Consider the following 17221-nt stretch of genomic DNA (forward strand, 5'->3'; position numbering starts at 1 on the left):
ATTTAAATATATAAGTTTATAACACTTTTTTTTATATTATCCCACTCTCTACATAAAGATGTTTTTAGTCCATTCTTTATTAATTGTTCTCTTAACTCATTGTCTGTACATACTTCATTAATAAGTTTAACTGCCATATCAATATTTCCTTGATCATACATTAAACAATTTTCTCTATCAGTAAGATATTCAATATTTCCTTCATTTGGAGCCACTACACATATACCTCCAGTGGCCATCATCTCCAATGGAGGATAAGAAAAACTCTCTAAAATACTAGATTTTATTAAAACATCACACTTTTGGTAAACTTCTGGCACTTTATCATATGGAACTCTATGAAGAAATTTATCAACATAATAAAATTCCTTTGGTTTTCCTTGGTATGACATATACCATATTTCAAATTTATTCTTATCCAATTTATCCACAATTTTAAAACTTTCATCTACATTTTTATAATAATCATCACTATTTCCTTCTACCAATATCCTAATCTTATCTTTATTGAAATCTCTTTTTACAAAATTGAATCTTGTTATGTTCAAACCATTAGGTGCAAACTTACATTCTTTTTCATATTTTTCTTTCAACCATTTTTCGCACCATTTTGAAATAGTAATGAATTTTATGTCATGATCATCACAATATGTTGCGTTAGCTTTCAATTTGAAATATTGTCCATCTTTATAAAAATCTGTTTCAAAATTTTGTACAAGATAATACTTTTCTTTTATATGAGGATATAGTAATAGAAAATCTGTTGTTGCCCATAAAGTCGCTATACACTTATCAAAGCTTCCATGTATTTCTACTTCATGTTTAGAAAAACATAAAATTTCTTTTCCTTCAAATTCTAAATTTTTGTTTTCAAATCCTTCATTTAATATTAATACATCATATCCTGCTTCTTTTAAAATCAAACAATGTTTTAATACAACTAATACTCCACCGCTAGTTTGCACAGATGGCAATACAAACGCCACATTTGGAATCATTTTACTCCTAATATACTTTGCAAATGCATATGCTGTATATGTTGTTATACAATTATTATGTACATATTTATAAGCATTTTCTGCAATTTCTTTTCTATAAGTATTATTTAATATTAATTTTTCTAATGTATCATACCATTCATCATTACTTGAACATAAAAATCCTGTCTCATTATTTGAAATCATTTTTTTCATAGCTCCTACATTACTAGCAACTGTAACAACTTTAACTAGACTTGCTTCAACCCATTTATTTTCTGATTTTGCCTCATTAAATATCGTATCTACTAATGGTGCTATATTAATATCCACTTTAGAAATCAATTCAGGTAATTTTTTCCAGTCAACAAATGGATTGGCAATTATTCTATGCTTAAATGATTCCAATTCCTTAGGAATATCTAATTCTCCAACAATATGAAACTCTACATTCGAATATTTAGTCATTATTTTTGTAATGACAGGTAATATCATATTTATATCATCATTATGAGTTATGCTTCCACTAAAATATCCTATTTTTATAATATCGGTATTTTTTAACATCTTTTTTGCTTGTAATATTTTTTTCTTTTCCTTTTTAGTTTCTGCAAATTTTATATCTTTATAAGGAAGGATATCTCTGTCATATAAAGCTTTATTTGATAATTCAACCATTCGATTACTTGCAACATTTCTATTTATATATACTTCTGGTACATAGTTCTTAAGTTCTTCTGCAAGTCTCTCAGTTGTCGTAATTGCACTATCACACATACGTAATGTTTCTCTCATCCTGTTAACACCTGTGTCATAATTAGCTTTTTCTTCTTTACTTAATGTATTTAGATATTCAATCGTATCTGTATATTTCTTATCAATAACTAAATCATCTATATCAAAAATTACGGTTTTATTATGCTCTTTAGCTTTTTTTATTAATTTCATTACGTCATCTGTTATTGGACATCTAAAAAATATAAATACTCTGTAGTTTCTTACTAAATCACTAGACAAATCTTCATAAAATATTTCATCTGATAAAATCCCCGCTGCCATTAATTGCTCTCTTTGATGAGACACTCTATATCTTGATGGATGTGGTAAAAAACACCCATTTATAAACAAAACATCCAAATAATGCTTGTTGGTAGCTGTTCCTTTTTCTACATTTCTACATTTTTCTATATAATTTATACTTTTTTTAATTAATGTTCCTACCCCATCTTCTTTTAATGTTCTAATGCTTTTTTCAGTTAATAATCTTACTCTTCCCATTAAATCTCACTCACTTCCTCATAATTAACGCTAATCAACTACTTAAATATTCATCACAAAGTTCTTCTACATCTCCAATTCTTTTTACAGTTCCATGGTCTAACCATACAACTTTACTACATAGTTCCCTAATCTGTTCTAAGCTATGTGAAACAAATAATACCGTTGTTCCACCTTCCATAAGTTCTAGCATTCTCGCCTTGCTTTTTTCCTGAAAATTAGCATCTCCAACTGCTAAAATTTCATCAACAATTAAAATTTCTGGGTTTACCACTGTTGCAATTGAAAAAGCTAATCTCATAAGCATTCCTGATGAATAATTTCTAATTGGAACATCAATAAACTTTCCTAACTCTGAAAACTCTACAATTTCATCATACTTCATTGCCAAAAATTCTTTAGAATATCCCAATATTGCTCCATTCAAAAAAATATTTTCTCTGCCAGTTAAATCATAATCAAAACCTGATCCCAATTCTAACATAGGAACTATATTGCCATTCACAACAACTCGTCCTGATGTAGGCTTCAAAATACCTGAAATAACTTTTAATATTGTACTTTTACCTGCACCATTTTTCCCTATTATACCTACAACTTCACCTTTTTTTACTTCAAAACTAACATTACTTAAGGCATTAAATTTTTCATATTTTAGGTTCCCTTTTAAAAATGTCATAATATATTCTTTTAAACTTTTAATTTTATCATATGTCATTTTATATGTCATGCTAACATTTTCAACTTTAATCATTTTTCTTACCTCTTATATATTCAAGACAAATTTATCTTGAGTTTTTTTAAATATAAGTAAACCAACTAATAAACTTAATAGCGAACAAATGATACATATCAAATATGCCTTAGGCTCTGGCGAAACCCCATTCAATATACATGTTCTAACAAATCTTATAAAATGATACATTGGATTCAGTTTTATTATTAAACTAAATTTTTCTGGTATTATACTTTCTGGATAAAATAATGGAGTGGCATACATCCATAATAAACTTACAACATTCCATAAAAATTGAGTATCTCTAAAAAATACCATAGCAGAAGAAAGAATTAATGACATCCCTATGCAAAATATTATTGTACATATTAATCCAAAAGGCACCAGTAAAAGTGGTAATCCAAATCCAGTTTTTGTAATCGCCATTACAATAAGTAAAGGTATTAATGCTAACAATAAATTAATTACTGATGAAAATACTCTTGATACAGGATATATATATTTAGGCATATATACTTTTGTAATTAAAGAAGCATTTCCAACTATCGACATAAGTCCCATTCCACATGCTTCTGTAAAAAAATTAAACACAACTACACCAGACAATAGATATACAGGAAAATTAGGAATATCACTCTTAAATATTGTTGAAAACACCATATATTGAACAAACATTGTTAATAGAGGATTTAAAAAACTCCATAGCACTCCAAGTACAGATCTCTTATATTTTGTTTTAAAATCTCTTTGAACTAATTGTTGCATTAAGAACTTATATTTTTGACAAGTTTTTATAAAGTTAATTCCTTTACTTTCTTTATTATGTTTTTCTCTTAAAATTAAGTTTAATAAATATACTATTAGTGCTAACAATCCAGCAATAAACATATACCAATAATTTTTTCCAAACCATAACTCATCCTTTTCAACAATTGAAAAGGCAAGTTTTTCTTCATTCAAATTATTATTAATATACATATTAGTGTCATCTTTATTGATTTCACTATATAAAGTTATAGCATTATTTTCATCTTTAATATCATTTTGTATTAAAATTGAAAGTTTTTTCCCTTTCATATCCCTTATTTCATCTTTTAGATCAATATATAGTTCACTGTTGTCTTGTAACTTAGAAATATCTAATTTTTGATTAAATAATTTTTTATCATTATCTAAAATACTAACATATAAATTTCCATTGTTCTTTCTTGCATATGTTCCAACTTTAAATTTTATAGCTTTTATATAATCAGTGTCACATAAAAATTCTTGTTTTAACTCTATCTGTTGCGTTATTCCCCCAATTGTAGACTGTGCCTTATAATATGATTCATTAGAATTACTTTCAGAAAATTTTAGTTGTTCTCCACCTACAAAGTAAAATGCTACTCCAATAATAATATATATTAATATTGCAACAATGCCTATTTTTTTTATATTCGTTTTTTCATTCATACTCCTATCCTCTTATTTCCTTTAAATATCTATCTAATGCGTTTTCCCAACTAGGCATTGATTTAAATCCATTCTCAATTAATTTCTTCTTAGACATCCTAGAATTAAAAGGTCTAACAGCCTTAGCATGATATTCACTAGTTGGAATAGGATTGATTTTAGATTTTAATCCAGCCTTATCAATAATTTCTTGTGCAAATTCTGCCCAAGAACAAAATCCATCATTGGTTGCATGATAGACTCCATATTTTTCAGAAACAACCATATCACATAAAAGCGGTGCTAAATCCGCTGTATATGTTGGACTTCCTATTTGGTCACACACAACATTTATACTTTCTTTTTCTTTTCCTAGTCTAATCATAGTTTTAATAAAGTTATTTCCATTAACACCAAATACCCAAGAGATTCTTACTATAAAGTATCTATCTAATATTTCTTTTACTTTTAGCTCACCTTCATATTTTGTTTTTCCATAAACAGAATGTGGCTCTATATGCCCATCTATTTCGAAAGGTTTATCTCCTTTACCATCAAAAACATAATCTGTAGAAATGTAAATCATTTTTGCATTTATTTCTTTACATGCTCTAGCTATATTTTCTGTACCATCTACATTTACTTTTCTGCATAGTTCTTCTTCATCTTCTGCTCTATCGACCGCTGTATATGCTGCACAGTGAACTACACATTCAGGCTTTAAATCTACAATATACTTATTAACTGCGTTTTCATCAGTTATATCTAATTGATCTTTATCTATTCCTAAACATTCCATATTTCTTTCTTTTAATGTTCTAACCACATCGTAACCTAACTGTCCATTAACACCAGTTACTAAAATCATTATCTTTCCTCCTTACAATATTCCTTTTTTAGCTAATTTAATAATGTATTTAAATATAAAATTAGGTATAAAAGGTAATACAATTTCTATTAATATAGACACTTTATGAAAATTCCTATATTTTATCATAATTTTCAAATCCTCAATTGAAACTTTAGTTGAATAGTTCTTTCTCGCTTCAATCCATTTTATACCATTTTCTGTATAATTTCTTAATTCCTCAAAACTCGTAAGTCTTTTTTTATAAGCAATATATCTATCATAAAAATCATTTATTCTTTTTTTATAATAGCTTTCTTTATCATATACATCTTTTAATATACCAGTTTGATTATTGCTATGCTGCCTATATCTCACAAGTCGTTTATCTATAAATTCTATCTTTCCATTTAAACCTGCTATAATAGCAATCCATTGATCATGAACTAATTCATCCAAAAAAGGTATTGCTTTTAATACTACATCTTTTCTTACTATCATGGCGCATCCAGTAACAAAATTGCTTATAAGTAAATCTTTTGCTAATTCATATCCACTTTTATAAACAATTCTTTTTCTAATATCACGTATACTTTCATGTGTCTTTTTACTATTTTCATCAATTATCGAAAGATCACAACACACAAGAGTCACATCTTCTTCATCAAACTTTTCCATCATTAATGAAATTTTATCTTTTTCCCATATATCATCCTGATCACAATATGCAAAGTATTCGCCATTTCCTACTTTCGTAAGCTCTTCAAAAGCAATGTTTGATCCTTTATTTTCTGTTCCTCTAATTATTTTAAAGGAAAAGTTAGTAATATTACTAGTAAATAATTCTTCATTAACTGGATTTTCTGAGCAATCGTCATACACTATTAATTCTAAGTTTTCATAACTTTGCTCATTTAACGAAATGAGCTGTTCTATAAGCCATTTTTCATTTGGCTTATAAACAGCTAATAATATTGAAACTAGTGGCTTATCTGTTTCCATACATTTGCTCATAGTAATTTTGATACTCTCCACTAATTATATTTTCCCACCAAGCTTTATTATCTAAATACCACTTAATAGTCTTTTTAATTCCCTCATCAAATGTTGTAGTCGGTAACCAGCCAAGTTCATTATGAATCTTAGTAGGATCAATAGCATATCTCATATCATGACCTTTTCTATCAGGAACATATTTAATTAAATCTTCTGACTTTCCAAGCTCTCTTAATATTGTTTTAACTACTTCTAGATTACTTTTTTCATTATGTCCACCAATATTATACACTTCACCAATAGTACCTTTATGAATAATCAAATCAATTGCTCTGCAGTGATCTTCAACATAAAGCCAGTCTCTAACATTTTCGCCTGTTCCATACACTGGAAGTTCCTTATCATTCAAAGCATTAGCTATCATTAAAGGTATCAACTTCTCTGGAAAATGATATGGTCCATAGTTATTAGAGCATCTTGAAATTGTTACAGGTAATCCATATGTCCTATAATATGCTCCTACTAAAAGATCAGCAGATGCTTTACTTGAAGAATATGGGCTTGATGTATGTATTGGAGTTTCTTCTGTAAAGAAAAGGTCTGGTCTATCTAATGGTAAATCTCCATATACTTCATCTGTTGATACTTGATGATATCTCTTTATGCCATATTTTCTGCATGCATCCATAAGTATAGCTGTACCTATAATGTTAGTCTGTAAAAATATTTCTGGATTTTCTATTGATCTATCCACATGACTTTCTGCAGCAAAGTTAATAACCATATCTGGATGTTCTTTTTCAAACATATCATATACAGCATCTCTATCAGCAATATCTATTTTATAAAAAGAAAAATTAGGATTATCTTTTACAGGTTCTAATGTTTCCATATTTCCTGCATAAGTTAGGGCATCAACTACTATTATTTTATAATCATTATGTTTCTTAAGCATATAGTGAACAAAATTACCACCTATAAAACCTGCTCCACCAGTTACAACAATTTTCATAAAATATTCTCCTTAATCAATAATTATTTATATATAAAAGTACAATCACTGTCCTTTAATAGTGGTGCATTTTTATCTTTCTCAGATAAAATAGGATTCTCTATTCCCCATTCAACACCAATTTCTGGATCATCAAATTTAATACTTCTGTCGCTTTCATGATTGTAATAATTGTCTGTCTTATAAACAAACTCTACGTCATCACTTAGTGTCACAAATCCATGTCCAAAACCTCTTGGAATAAATAACTGCTTTTTATTTTCTTCTGAAAGTTCAACTGCAACCCACTGCTTATATGTTGGTGAACCTTTTCTTAAATCTACTGCTACATCTAAAACGGCACCTTTCACAACTCTAACCAATTTAGCTTGTGCATGCTCACCATTTTGAAAATGTATTCCACGAAGAATTCCTTTTCCTTTTGAATATGATTGATTGTCTTGTACAAAATCACAAGCTATTTCTGGAGTTTTTCTAGCAGAGTAAGTTTCCATAAACCATCCTCTTTCATCATTAAAAACTTGTGGCTCAACTACATATACACCTTTAATTTTTGTTTCTGTTAACTTCATTATTAAGTTCCTCCTAACTAATATACAATTCAGCGAATTATATTTGCTTGGCATATAAATCTTAGCGGCAAAGGAGCTTAGAGTTATAGTCTATATTCCCTAGGAATATGTTTCCTACAAATATATATTCAAGACTAAACTCTAAGAAACTGTGTAACAGTTTCTTACTCAATTGTTCATTCCTCATTGTCAATTGTACATTAATAAATAACCTTTCCTTCGGCAACATTCTTTAAATGCTGACCATATGGACTTTTTCCATAAGCATTTGCACTTTCAAGCAACGTTTCTTTATCTATCCATCCATTTTTATATGAAATTTCTTCTAAACAAGATATCTTTAGCCCTTGCCTAGTTTCAATAACTTTTATATATTCAGAAGCTTCTGATAAGCTATCCACAGTTCCTGTATCAAGCCAACCATATCCACGTCCTAATGTAATTACATCTAATCTTCCTTCTTCTAAATAAATCTTATTTAAATCTGTTATTTCAAGCTCACCTCTAGCTGATGGCTTTAAACTTTTCGCATATTCACAGACTTTACTATCATAAAAATATAATCCTGTAACTGCATAATTTGACTTTGGATTTTCTGGTTTTTCTTCAAGTGATATTACTTTTCCATCTTTATCAAACTCAACCACTCCAAATCTCTCTGGATCTTCAACATAATATCCAAAAACAGTTGCTCTTCCTTCGTTTTCAACTGCTTTTTTAAGCTGTTTTGTAAGTCCATTTCCATGGAATATATTATCTCCAAGAATCATAGCACAGCTATCATTACCTATAAATTCTTCTCCTAAAATAAAGGCTTGTGCAAGTCCATCTGGAGAAGTCTGAATTTTGTAAGATAAGTTAATTCCATATCTTGAACCGTCACCTAATAATCTTTCAAAGTTAGGCAAATCTTGTGGCGTAGATATTATTAATATATCTCTTATTCCTGCAATCATTAAAGTAGATAATGGATAATATATCATAGGTTTATCATATATAGGCAATAATTGTTTTGACGTTACCATAGTTAATGGATAAAGTCTTGTGCCACTACCACCTGCAAGTATTATACCCTTAGTCAAAATATCTCACTTCTTTCATAATCTATTTTTATACAATTCTTTCTCTATTTTAACATATTTCATTATATAAATAAACTAATATTGCTTATTCACTCATATTTAATAAATCTTTAAGATTATCTTCTACAATGTAAATTGCATATCTATTTACAAACATTTTATATACACGTACAATTAATCTAAGATTCAATTTATAATATATGTAAATTAAAATATATTAGGAGATTTTTAATTATGAAAAAAATACTTTTTGCAGCATCAACTTTATCTCACATAGAAAACTTTCATATTCCATACTTAAAATATTTCAAAGATAATGATTTTGAAGTACATATTATGGGAAAAGGAAATAATAAATCACCTATACCTTATGTAGATAAAGTTATTCCCATAAATTTTGAAAAAAATATGTTTTCTTTAAAAAACTTCATTAGTGCATTTAAAATTTCTAAACTTATTAAAAAAGAAAAATATTCTACTATAAGCACACATACAATATTAGCTTCATTTTTCACTCGCTTAGGTATAATGCTTTCATTAAAAAAGCACCCTTTAGTAATTAATACGGTTCATGGATATTTATTTGATGAAAATAGTAATTTTATAAAAAAAGTAATTATGATTCTAGCCGAAAAATTTGTTCGTCCAGTAACAGATACTATTTTAGTAATGAATTCAACTGATTATGAAATTGCCAAAAAGTATAATCTATATAAGAAGAATTTGTATTCAATAAATGGTATGGGAATAAATGCATCAAAGTTTCCTTTTTCTACAGAAGAAAACAAATCATATTTAAGAGAAAAATATAATATCCCCAAAGATGATTTTTTATTAATTTATGTGGCTGAATTTTCTAAAAGAAAAAATCAAAAATTTCTAATCGAAAGTTTGAAAGTCTTAATTAGTGAAGGATATAATAATGTAAAACTGCTTTTGCTTGGTGATGGGGTTCTTTTAGATGATATGAAACAGTATTCAAAAACTTTAGGCATTGAAGATAATATTATCTTTAAAGGATATATAAAAGAAGTATGTGATTATTATCAAATTTCAGATATCTGCGTTTCTTCCAGCAGAATTGAAGGATTACCTTTTAATATAATGGAAGCTATGTCTACTGGTCTGCCTGTGATAGCATCTAAAATAAAAGGCCATATAGACTTAGTGAATCCTGGAGAAAACGGATTTTTATATGAATATAATAATATTAATGAATTTTGTAACCATGTGAGGGTATTATATAATGATAGAAATTTATTAAATAATATGAAAATTTCTAGTCATGACTTATCAAAAAATTATTCTTTGGAATCTGTGTTTACTGAAATTACTAGAATAATGATAAATGAGATTAATGATATATAATTTACAAAATCTAAATCCACCTTTACAATTAATATTATAAAATCATCAAAGGAGGCTGAATTCAAGAGATGATAAAAGAAAATCAGACATTATTAAACAGAATAAATGCTTTAAGCGATATTTTAATTTTATTTATCTCAATATCTTTAGCGTATTTTATTCGTTTTTTCATTCTTAATCCTGCTCCTGGAGTTGCTTATATAGACTTACATAAATATCTGCAATTTACACTTATAACAATACCAATAAATATTATAATATATTACTTTTTACATCTTTATGATTCCTTTAGAACAAAATCATTTTCAAAAGAACTTTCAAACATTGTTAAAGCAAATACTATATTGATTGTTGCTTTGCTTTCTATACTATTTACTGTTAAGCTGGTACATTTATCTAGATTAGTATTAGTTATATTTTATTTTATAAATATAGCCCTGATCTCAGTTAAAAGATATACTCTTAGAAAAGTCTTATGGAATATACGATCAAAAGGTTTAAATCTAAAACATGTTATTATAATTGGATCAGGCCAAACCGCAAAGGAATATCTTAACATAATAAAAAATAATAAAGAATATGGATACAACTATGTTGGGTATGTTTCTAATAATCTTGATTTTGATGGTGAAAATCTTGGAACTTATTGCGACTTATTAGATATTTTATTAAAACAGAAACCAGATGAGGTTATTTGTGCACTAGATGTTGAAGATGCCAAATATCTAGAAGATATTGTATCTGCATGCGAAAAAAGTGGTACAAAGATTTCTATAGTACCTTTTTGTTATAAATACATACCAAGTCAGCCATACATAGATGTAATTGGACACATGCCATTAATTAATATTAGAAGAATTCCTTTAGACAATTTAGGAAATGCTTTTTTAAAGAGAACTTTAGATATATTCGGGTCATTATTTTTAATTTTAATTACTAGTCCAATTATGTTATTTACAGCAATAGCAATTAAGTTAACTTCTCCAGGCCCAATAATATTCAAGCAGACTCGTGTTGGCTTAAATAAAAATCCTTTTGTTATGTACAAGTTCAGATCAATGAGAATTAATTCTGAATCTAATACAGCATGGAGCACAAATGTTGATCATAGGAAAACTAAGTTTGGTTCATTTATAAGAAAGTTTTCCATAGATGAGCTTCCACAATTTTTTAATGTATTAAAAGGAGATATGAGTTTAGTTGGTCCAAGACCTGAGCTGCCACATTTTGTTGATACATTTAAAGATGAAATTCCTTTATATATGGTTAAGCATCAAGTTAAGCCTGGTATAACAGGACTTGCTCAGGTTAATGGTTATAGAGGAGATACATCAATAAAAAAACGTATTGAATATGACATTTATTATATTGAAAATTGGAGCATTTTTATGGAAATAAGTATTTTGTTTAAAACTGTGTTTAAAGGTATAAAAAACAATGAAAAGCTAGAGCTTACGCATAAAGAAATATCACAAGATAAAACCATTAAAAAATAGAATTTTTCTAATGATCAATTTTCAATGAGTAATATTGATTATTGAAAACTGATAATCATCTCTAAAGATAGAAATTATTTCATGTAAGTAAACTCCAAAAATGTAATAAATATAGTATTTGCTACTTCTTTGCTTCTGAAATGTTTTTACTTGGTAATTTTAGTGGCTTCTGGGGGTATTAGTCATAATTCAATACTAATATTTGCTAATATAGTTTCATTAAGTTAAAATTATAAATAGTTGTTATTGTGATTATATCAGCTTATTAATGATAAATTTTTATCTTTTACTTTAACTAATGAAAGGAATGATACATACTGTGGAAGAAAAATTTAAAGAAGAAAATCTACAAAAGAATTTGAAAAATAGACACATACAAATGATAGCAATTGGAAGTGCCATTGGTGCTGGATTATTTTATGGTAGTGCAAATGCCATAAATCTAGCAGGTCCATCAATATCTTTAGCTTACTTAATTGGAGGAATTTTTATTCTTTTTATTATGAGAGCTCTTGGAGAGCTTGCTGCTGATGATCCAACTTCAGGTTCTTTTAGTGAGTATGCCACTAAATACTTTGGTAAATCTGCAGGATTTTTTACAGGATGGACATATTGGCTTCAATGTACTCTCTCTATTATGGCTGAAATAACTGCAATTGGAATCTACATTCAATTTTGGGCGCCTAACTTTCCAACATGGATAACTGCATTAATTTGTTTAATTGTACTATTATTCATTAACTTATTAGGGGTTAAATATTATGGAGAATTAGAATTTTGGTTTTCAATAATAAAAGTTATAGCAATTATATGCATGATTATTATGGGATTCTTAATGATATTTTTTGGATTTGCTAATGGTGGACAGCCTATAGGAATATCTAACTTATGGAAAAATGGTGGCTTTTTTCCTAATGGAATAAGCGGCTTTTTATTATCATTTATATTTGTTACTTTTGCCTTTGGAGGTGTAGAGCTTATTGGAATAACTGCTGGCGAAGCTAAAAACCCTAAAGAGTCAATTCCTAAAGCAATAAATAATGTATTTTGGCGTATACTTCTTTTTTATGTTGGCTCAATGTTTGTAATGTTATCAATATATAACTGGAATGAAATCGGCGTAAATGGTAGCCCTTTTGTATTCATATTTGATAAAGTTGGAATTCCTTACGCTGCATCACTTATAAATTTTGTTGTAACAACAGCTGCCTTCTCTTCAATGAATAGTAACTTATACGTTGATGGAAGAATGCTTTATAGTTTATCTTTAAACAATAATGCGCCTAAAATATTTAGTAAGATTAGTAAATCAGGAATTCCTTACATAGGAATCTTATTTAGTACTCTATTGCTAGGCATTGTTGTAATCTTAAATTACATTGTACCTGGAAAAGTTTTTACTTATATTTCTTCACTTACTACATTAGCAATTTTAACTACTTGGTCAACTATACTATTAGCTCAATTAAAGTCTAGGAAAGAAAAGATTAAAGGACAAAAAGAGATTACCTTTAAGATGCCTTTTTATCCCTTTTCATCGTATATTACCCTTATTTATTTAGGAATAATATGTATCGCTTTAACATTATTACCTACAACAAGAATAGCCTTTTTAGTAGCACCAATTTGGGTTATATTTTTATGTATTTTGTATAGATGTATTGCTAAATCTAAATAAATTTAATACTAGGAATTTCTGGACCTCCGAGGTGATAATAGAAAAAAAGAACACAAAATCTTTCAATTTATTAAGATTTTGCGTTCTTTTTGATTTTTAACTGGGAATTTTCTAGATCTCTGGGGGTTAGTCAGGAGTTTGCGACTGACTTGTTTTGGGCCTCAGAGGTGCTATGAACCTATGGCCCCCTAAAGTGCTAAAGCAATACCTTTCCCTCTTCATATCAAGCTAGATGATACTCTGGTGCCTCATAATAAAAAGATGAATTATAATTATCCATAATCTCCTCAATCCATGAATTATACACTTCATTTAAATCTTTTAGATAAAGTATTTGATTTTTTAGGCTAATATCAATTTCATCACCCATGTGATACTGACCACCCCTATTAAATCTGATTTCCTTTATTTCTTACTTTAAGTATACCAAAATTACACATTTTCAATAGTTTGTAATCTTATATTTACAAATACTAATTCTGACATTAAAATTAACATAGTATTTAGAAATACGATTTAAAAATAGAAGGGGTTGGACACATCCATGATACGGGAAAATCAAAGCTTATTAAACAGAATAAATGCTTTAAGTGATATTTTTATATTATTTATTTCCATTACCATATCATATTTTATTCGTTTTTTTGTTCTTAATTCTGGCACTGATTATATTGAACTAGATAAGTATTTACAATTTATGATTATAGTAATTCCAACAAACGCTATTATATACTATTTTTTCAATTTATATGATTCATTCAGACAAAATCATTTTCAAAAGAAATATCACGGTTGATCATAGGAAAACTAAGTTTGGATCATTTCTAAGAAAGTTTTCTATAGATGAGCTTCCTCAATTCTTTAATGTATTAAAAGGAGATATGAGTTTAGTTGATCCAAGACCTGAACTACCACATTTCGTTGATACCTTTAAAGATGAAATTCCTTTATATATGGTTAAACATCAAGTTAAGCCTGGTATAACAGTTCTTGCTCAGGTTAATGGTTATAGAGGCGATACTTCAATTAAGAAAAGAATAGAGTATGACATTTATTATATTGAAAATTGGAGCATTTTTATGGAAATAAGTATTTTGTTTAAAACTGTGTTTAAAGGCATAAAAAATAATGAAAAGTTAGAGCTTAAACATAAAGAAATCTCACAAGATAAAACGATTAAAAAATAGAATATTTGTATTTTTTAATGTATATACTATTAACATATTATTTGCTATAATATTCTCATTAGAAATTGTTTTTACAAAAGATAAGCTAGAAATTATTATTAAAATAATGTAAAGTGAGGTTTTTATTTATGGATAATCAAATCTTAGAATTACTACAAGCTATGAATTCAAAATTAGATCAAAATGCTTCATCTATTGAGAGCATGAAATCTGATATTACTGATATGAAATCTGATATCACTGAATTAAAAGCTGATGTCTCTAACATAAAATCCGAAATCAAAATTATGAATACTAAAATTGATAATTTAGAACAAGGTCAAAGGGATATTAAAATCACAGTAGATTCCGTAAAATCTAATATTGAAGAAATGACTCAAGATATGCATAGAGTGGAAGTTGCAACTGCAAAAAACTGGGCAGATATTGCTCAATTAAAAGCTATAAGATAAATTTTAGGATATATGAAATAAAAATTTTTCATATATCCATTTTTATAATCTAAATTATTAATTAAATAACTTTATTAAGAGTATCTTAAAAATATATAAATAAGATAACTATATAATAGTCAAGCTTTACTCAAAATGCTATAATAGAAAATAGTTTAAGCATATTCAATACATGTAATATAATTACTTATTAATGTTGAATATGACTTCTCAAAAATAAAATATAAGAAATAGGATGTGTTGACTTTGGAAAATTTGAAAAAGTATCTTAAAGAAAATCCCATTGGTTTTTTCTTGCCTATATCTTTTGTGCTAGCTATAGTTCCATTAATAGTTCGTGCAAAAGAAGTTAAATTAGATGAATTTTCTCAAACAATATGGGGTGTTTCTACCCAGTATGAATTATTTTCACAAAATAAATTTCTTTTACTAGCTATATTTACCATAATTTTAATCATTATTTCAGCAATTTGTTTTAAACAAATTTTCGAAAAGAAAGATAAAATAATACATATTATATTAGCACTAAGTGTTGTGTTTTTATTATTCTGTCTGCTTTCATCTATTTTTTCTCCTTATAAGCATATAGCATTTTGGGGTGTATATAATAGAGCTGAAGGATTTATAACAATTGCTTGTTATGTATTATTGTTTATATATTCAATTTATACATTTAAAAGTACTGAAAATTATAGATTTATTATAATTCCAATATTGATTGTAGTGTTTATAAATGCATTTTTAGGAATGTTTCAATACGCTGGTCAAGATTTAATAAATACTGAACTAGGAAAGCTAATTTCAGTTCCAAACAGTATTATTGAAAAAACTGGTGGACAGTTTAAGTTACTATACGGTGAAGGCGGTAAACTTTATGGTACATTATTTCACTATAACTATGTAGGAAGCTTTGTTGCCGTTCTACTTCCAGTTATTTTCTGTTCAATGTTTATTGAAGATGATGTTATATATAAAATAGTAATTGGAATAGGCTTTTTAGCTGCACTTTGGTTATTATTTGGTAGTACATCTCGTGGTGGCTTAGTTGGAGTACTAGGAAGTATATTCATTGCCATTATAATGTTTGGGAAATTAATATTTAAAAATAAGAAACAGCTTCTAATAGGTATAGGCTCTATTGCTGTTATCATTATAGGTCTTAACTTTATGACAGGTGGAAGTGTATTTTCAAGAGTTCCTTCGCTTTTTAAAGATGCGTTCAGTATTTTAAGTAATACAAGCGATGTTAACTATAAAGATTTAGTTCCTGTTAAAGATATAACCAATGAAAATGGCGCTGTTCAAGTAGTCTTCCAAAATGAAACATTAAATATTTCATTTGAAGATAATAAATATAAATTTACTGATTCTTCTAATAACAGACTTTCAATCTCTAAAGGTGAGGACTGTTATTTATTAAATAGTGATGCCTTTGCTAATGTTTCATTCAAGCTTTTTAAATCGTCTGAAGCAGTTGATAAAATGGATATACTACAATTATCACCTACAGGTGATAGCAAAATATCATTCTTATTTAAAGTAAAAGAAGATGGTAGCATACATTTAATAAATCCAGCTACTTATGAAGATATGGATATAGAATTTCCTGAAACATTTGGTTTTGCAGGAAAAGAAAAATTAGGTTCTATGAGAGGTTACATTTGGTCAAGATCTATTCCATTACTTAAAGATAATCTAATACTTGGTAAAGGTCCTGATACATTTGTACTTGAATTTCCTCAAAATGACCTTATAGGAAAATATTACGCTTATGATACACCAAATATGACTGTAGATAAACCTCATAACTTATATCTACAAATAGCTCTAAATAACGGATTAATAGCATTAATTGCATTCCTTGGAATAATGCTAATATACATCATTGATAGCTTAAAATTATATGCATTAAAGAAAGAATATAAAACTTCTGAGCTCTTTGGAGCTGCTATATCACTAGGTGTTATAGGATATTTATTAGCTGGAGTATTCAATGATTCAGTCATAAGTGTTGCTCCAATATTCTGGATTCTTTTAGGGGTTGGAGTTGCTGTAAATTATATGAACAGAAAAAATGCTAAAGCTTAATAAAGCTAATTAAGTCAA

At 27.7% G+C, this 17221-nt stretch carries 15 protein-coding genes; 6 read left to right on the plus strand and 9 right to left on the minus strand.

The annotated features are described in order from the left end of the window. Positions 1 to 2: 2 nt before the first annotated feature. The 8 genes from BN2920_RS20060 to rfbA form a co-directional block, all read right to left on the minus strand. On the minus strand, positions 3 to 2255 hold the full coding sequence (locus BN2920_RS20060) for a glycosyltransferase (protein ID WP_058296735.1): 2253 nt from the start codon (positions 2253 to 2255) through the stop codon (positions 3 to 5). 34 nt (positions 2256 to 2289) lie between these two features. Beyond that, positions 2290 to 3009, minus strand: coding sequence for an ABC transporter ATP-binding protein (locus BN2920_RS21890; RefSeq protein ID WP_058296736.1), 720 nt, complete (start codon positions 3007 to 3009; stop codon positions 2290 to 2292). Positions 3010 to 3021: 12 nt separating this feature from the next. Beyond that, entirely contained in the window at positions 3022 to 4446 is a 1425-nt protein-coding gene (locus BN2920_RS21895) for an ABC transporter permease (protein WP_198157504.1), read from the minus strand. A gap of 4 nt (positions 4447 to 4450) precedes the next feature. Then, the gene (gene rfbD, locus BN2920_RS20075) at positions 4451 to 5293 is read right to left on the minus strand and encodes a dTDP-4-dehydrorhamnose reductase (RefSeq protein ID WP_058296737.1); all 843 of its coding nucleotides are present in this window, start codon (positions 5291 to 5293) and stop codon (positions 4451 to 4453) included. A gap of 12 nt (positions 5294 to 5305) precedes the next feature. Next, entirely contained in the window at positions 5306 to 6286 is a 981-nt protein-coding gene (locus tag BN2920_RS20080; RefSeq protein WP_242868442.1) for a glycosyltransferase, read from the minus strand. Next, complete coding sequence (gene rfbB, locus BN2920_RS20085) at positions 6261 to 7280, minus strand: dTDP-glucose 4,6-dehydratase (protein WP_058296738.1); 1020 nt, start codon at positions 7278 to 7280, stop codon at positions 6261 to 6263. Before rfbB ends, BN2920_RS20080 begins: the two co-directional genes overlap by 26 nt. 23 nt (positions 7281 to 7303) lie before the next feature. Next, entirely contained in the window at positions 7304 to 7852 is a 549-nt protein-coding gene (rfbC, locus tag BN2920_RS20090; protein WP_058296739.1) for a dTDP-4-dehydrorhamnose 3,5-epimerase, read from the minus strand. A 200-nt stretch (positions 7853 to 8052) separates the two neighbouring features. Continuing rightward, a complete protein-coding gene (gene rfbA, locus BN2920_RS20095) occupies positions 8053 to 8934 on the minus strand; it encodes a glucose-1-phosphate thymidylyltransferase RfbA (protein ID WP_058296740.1) in 882 nt (293 codons plus the stop codon). Between the two features lie 234 nt (positions 8935 to 9168). On the opposite strand from rfbA, the gene BN2920_RS20100 reads away from it, so the two are divergent. From BN2920_RS20100 to BN2920_RS20110, 3 genes are all read left to right on the plus strand, one after another. Then, on the plus strand, positions 9169 to 10302 hold the full coding sequence (locus tag BN2920_RS20100; protein WP_058296741.1) for a glycosyltransferase: 1134 nt from the start codon (positions 9169 to 9171) through the stop codon (positions 10300 to 10302). Between the two features lie 68 nt (positions 10303 to 10370). Then, positions 10371 to 11798: an undecaprenyl-phosphate glucose phosphotransferase gene (locus BN2920_RS20105; protein ID WP_058296742.1), complete on the plus strand. Its 1428-nt coding sequence runs from the start codon at positions 10371 to 10373 to the stop codon at positions 11796 to 11798. Positions 11799 to 12105: 307 nt separating this feature from the next. Beyond that, positions 12106 to 13476 (plus strand): amino acid permease, encoded by a 1371-nt coding sequence (locus BN2920_RS20110; protein WP_058296743.1) that lies wholly within the window; start codon positions 12106 to 12108, stop codon positions 13474 to 13476. A gap of 223 nt (positions 13477 to 13699) precedes the next feature. Here the strand turns inward: BN2920_RS20110 and BN2920_RS21590 are convergent, their stop codons facing one another. Then, positions 13700 to 13846: a hypothetical protein gene (locus tag BN2920_RS21590; protein WP_157065799.1), complete on the minus strand. Its 147-nt coding sequence runs from the start codon at positions 13844 to 13846 to the stop codon at positions 13700 to 13702. 415 nt (positions 13847 to 14261) lie between these two features. Here BN2920_RS21590 and BN2920_RS22225 point away from each other — a divergent pair, with 415 nt between their 5' ends. The 3 genes from BN2920_RS22225 (at position 14262) to BN2920_RS20125 (ending at position 17203) form a co-directional block, all read left to right on the plus strand. Next, entirely contained in the window at positions 14262 to 14663 is a 402-nt protein-coding gene (locus BN2920_RS22225) for a sugar transferase (protein WP_479680409.1), read from the plus strand. A gap of 128 nt (positions 14664 to 14791) precedes the next feature. Further along, the gene (locus BN2920_RS20120; RefSeq protein ID WP_058296744.1) at positions 14792 to 15115 is read left to right on the plus strand and encodes a coiled-coil domain-containing protein; all 324 of its coding nucleotides are present in this window, start codon (positions 14792 to 14794) and stop codon (positions 15113 to 15115) included. Positions 15116 to 15361: 246 nt separating this feature from the next. Further along, entirely contained in the window at positions 15362 to 17203 is a 1842-nt protein-coding gene (locus BN2920_RS20125) for an O-antigen ligase family protein (RefSeq protein WP_058296745.1), read from the plus strand. The last annotated feature ends 18 nt before the right edge of the window (positions 17204 to 17221 follow it).

Origin of the sequence: Clostridium neonatale (assembly GCF_001458595.1) — a bacterium.
Classification (GTDB): Bacteria; Bacillota; Clostridia; order Clostridiales; family Clostridiaceae; genus Clostridium; species Clostridium neonatale.

Bases quoted from the DNA above. Each gene is read 5' to 3' on its own strand.
- BN2920_RS20060 (WP_058296735.1), bottom strand. From the start codon at position 2,255: ATGGGAAGAGTAAGATTATTAACTGAAAAAAGCATTAGAACATTAAAA.
- BN2920_RS21890 (WP_058296736.1), bottom strand. From the start codon at position 3,009: ATGATTAAAGTTGAAAATGTTAGCATGACATATAAAATGACATATGAT.
- BN2920_RS21895 (WP_198157504.1), bottom strand. From the start codon at position 4,446: ATGAATGAAAAAACGAATATAAAAAAAATAGGCATTGTTGCAATATTA.
- rfbD (WP_058296737.1), bottom strand. From the start codon at position 5,293: ATGATTTTAGTAACTGGTGTTAATGGACAGTTAGGTTACGATGTGGTT.
- BN2920_RS20080 (WP_242868442.1), bottom strand. From the start codon at position 6,286: ATGAGCAAATGTATGGAAACAGATAAGCCACTAGTTTCAATATTATTA.
- rfbB (WP_058296738.1), bottom strand. From the start codon at position 7,280: ATGAAAATTGTTGTAACTGGTGGAGCAGGTTTTATAGGTGGTAATTTT.
- rfbC (WP_058296739.1), bottom strand. From the start codon at position 7,852: ATGAAGTTAACAGAAACAAAAATTAAAGGTGTATATGTAGTTGAGCCA.
- BN2920_RS20100 (WP_058296741.1), top strand. From the start codon at position 9,169: ATGAAAAAAATACTTTTTGCAGCATCAACTTTATCTCACATAGAAAAC.
- BN2920_RS20105 (WP_058296742.1), top strand. From the start codon at position 10,371: ATGATAAAAGAAAATCAGACATTATTAAACAGAATAAATGCTTTAAGC.
- BN2920_RS20110 (WP_058296743.1), top strand. From the start codon at position 12,106: ATGATACATACTGTGGAAGAAAAATTTAAAGAAGAAAATCTACAAAAG.
- BN2920_RS21590 (WP_157065799.1), bottom strand. From the start codon at position 13,846: ATGGGTGATGAAATTGATATTAGCCTAAAAAATCAAATACTTTATCTA.
- BN2920_RS20120 (WP_058296744.1), top strand. From the start codon at position 14,792: ATGGATAATCAAATCTTAGAATTACTACAAGCTATGAATTCAAAATTA.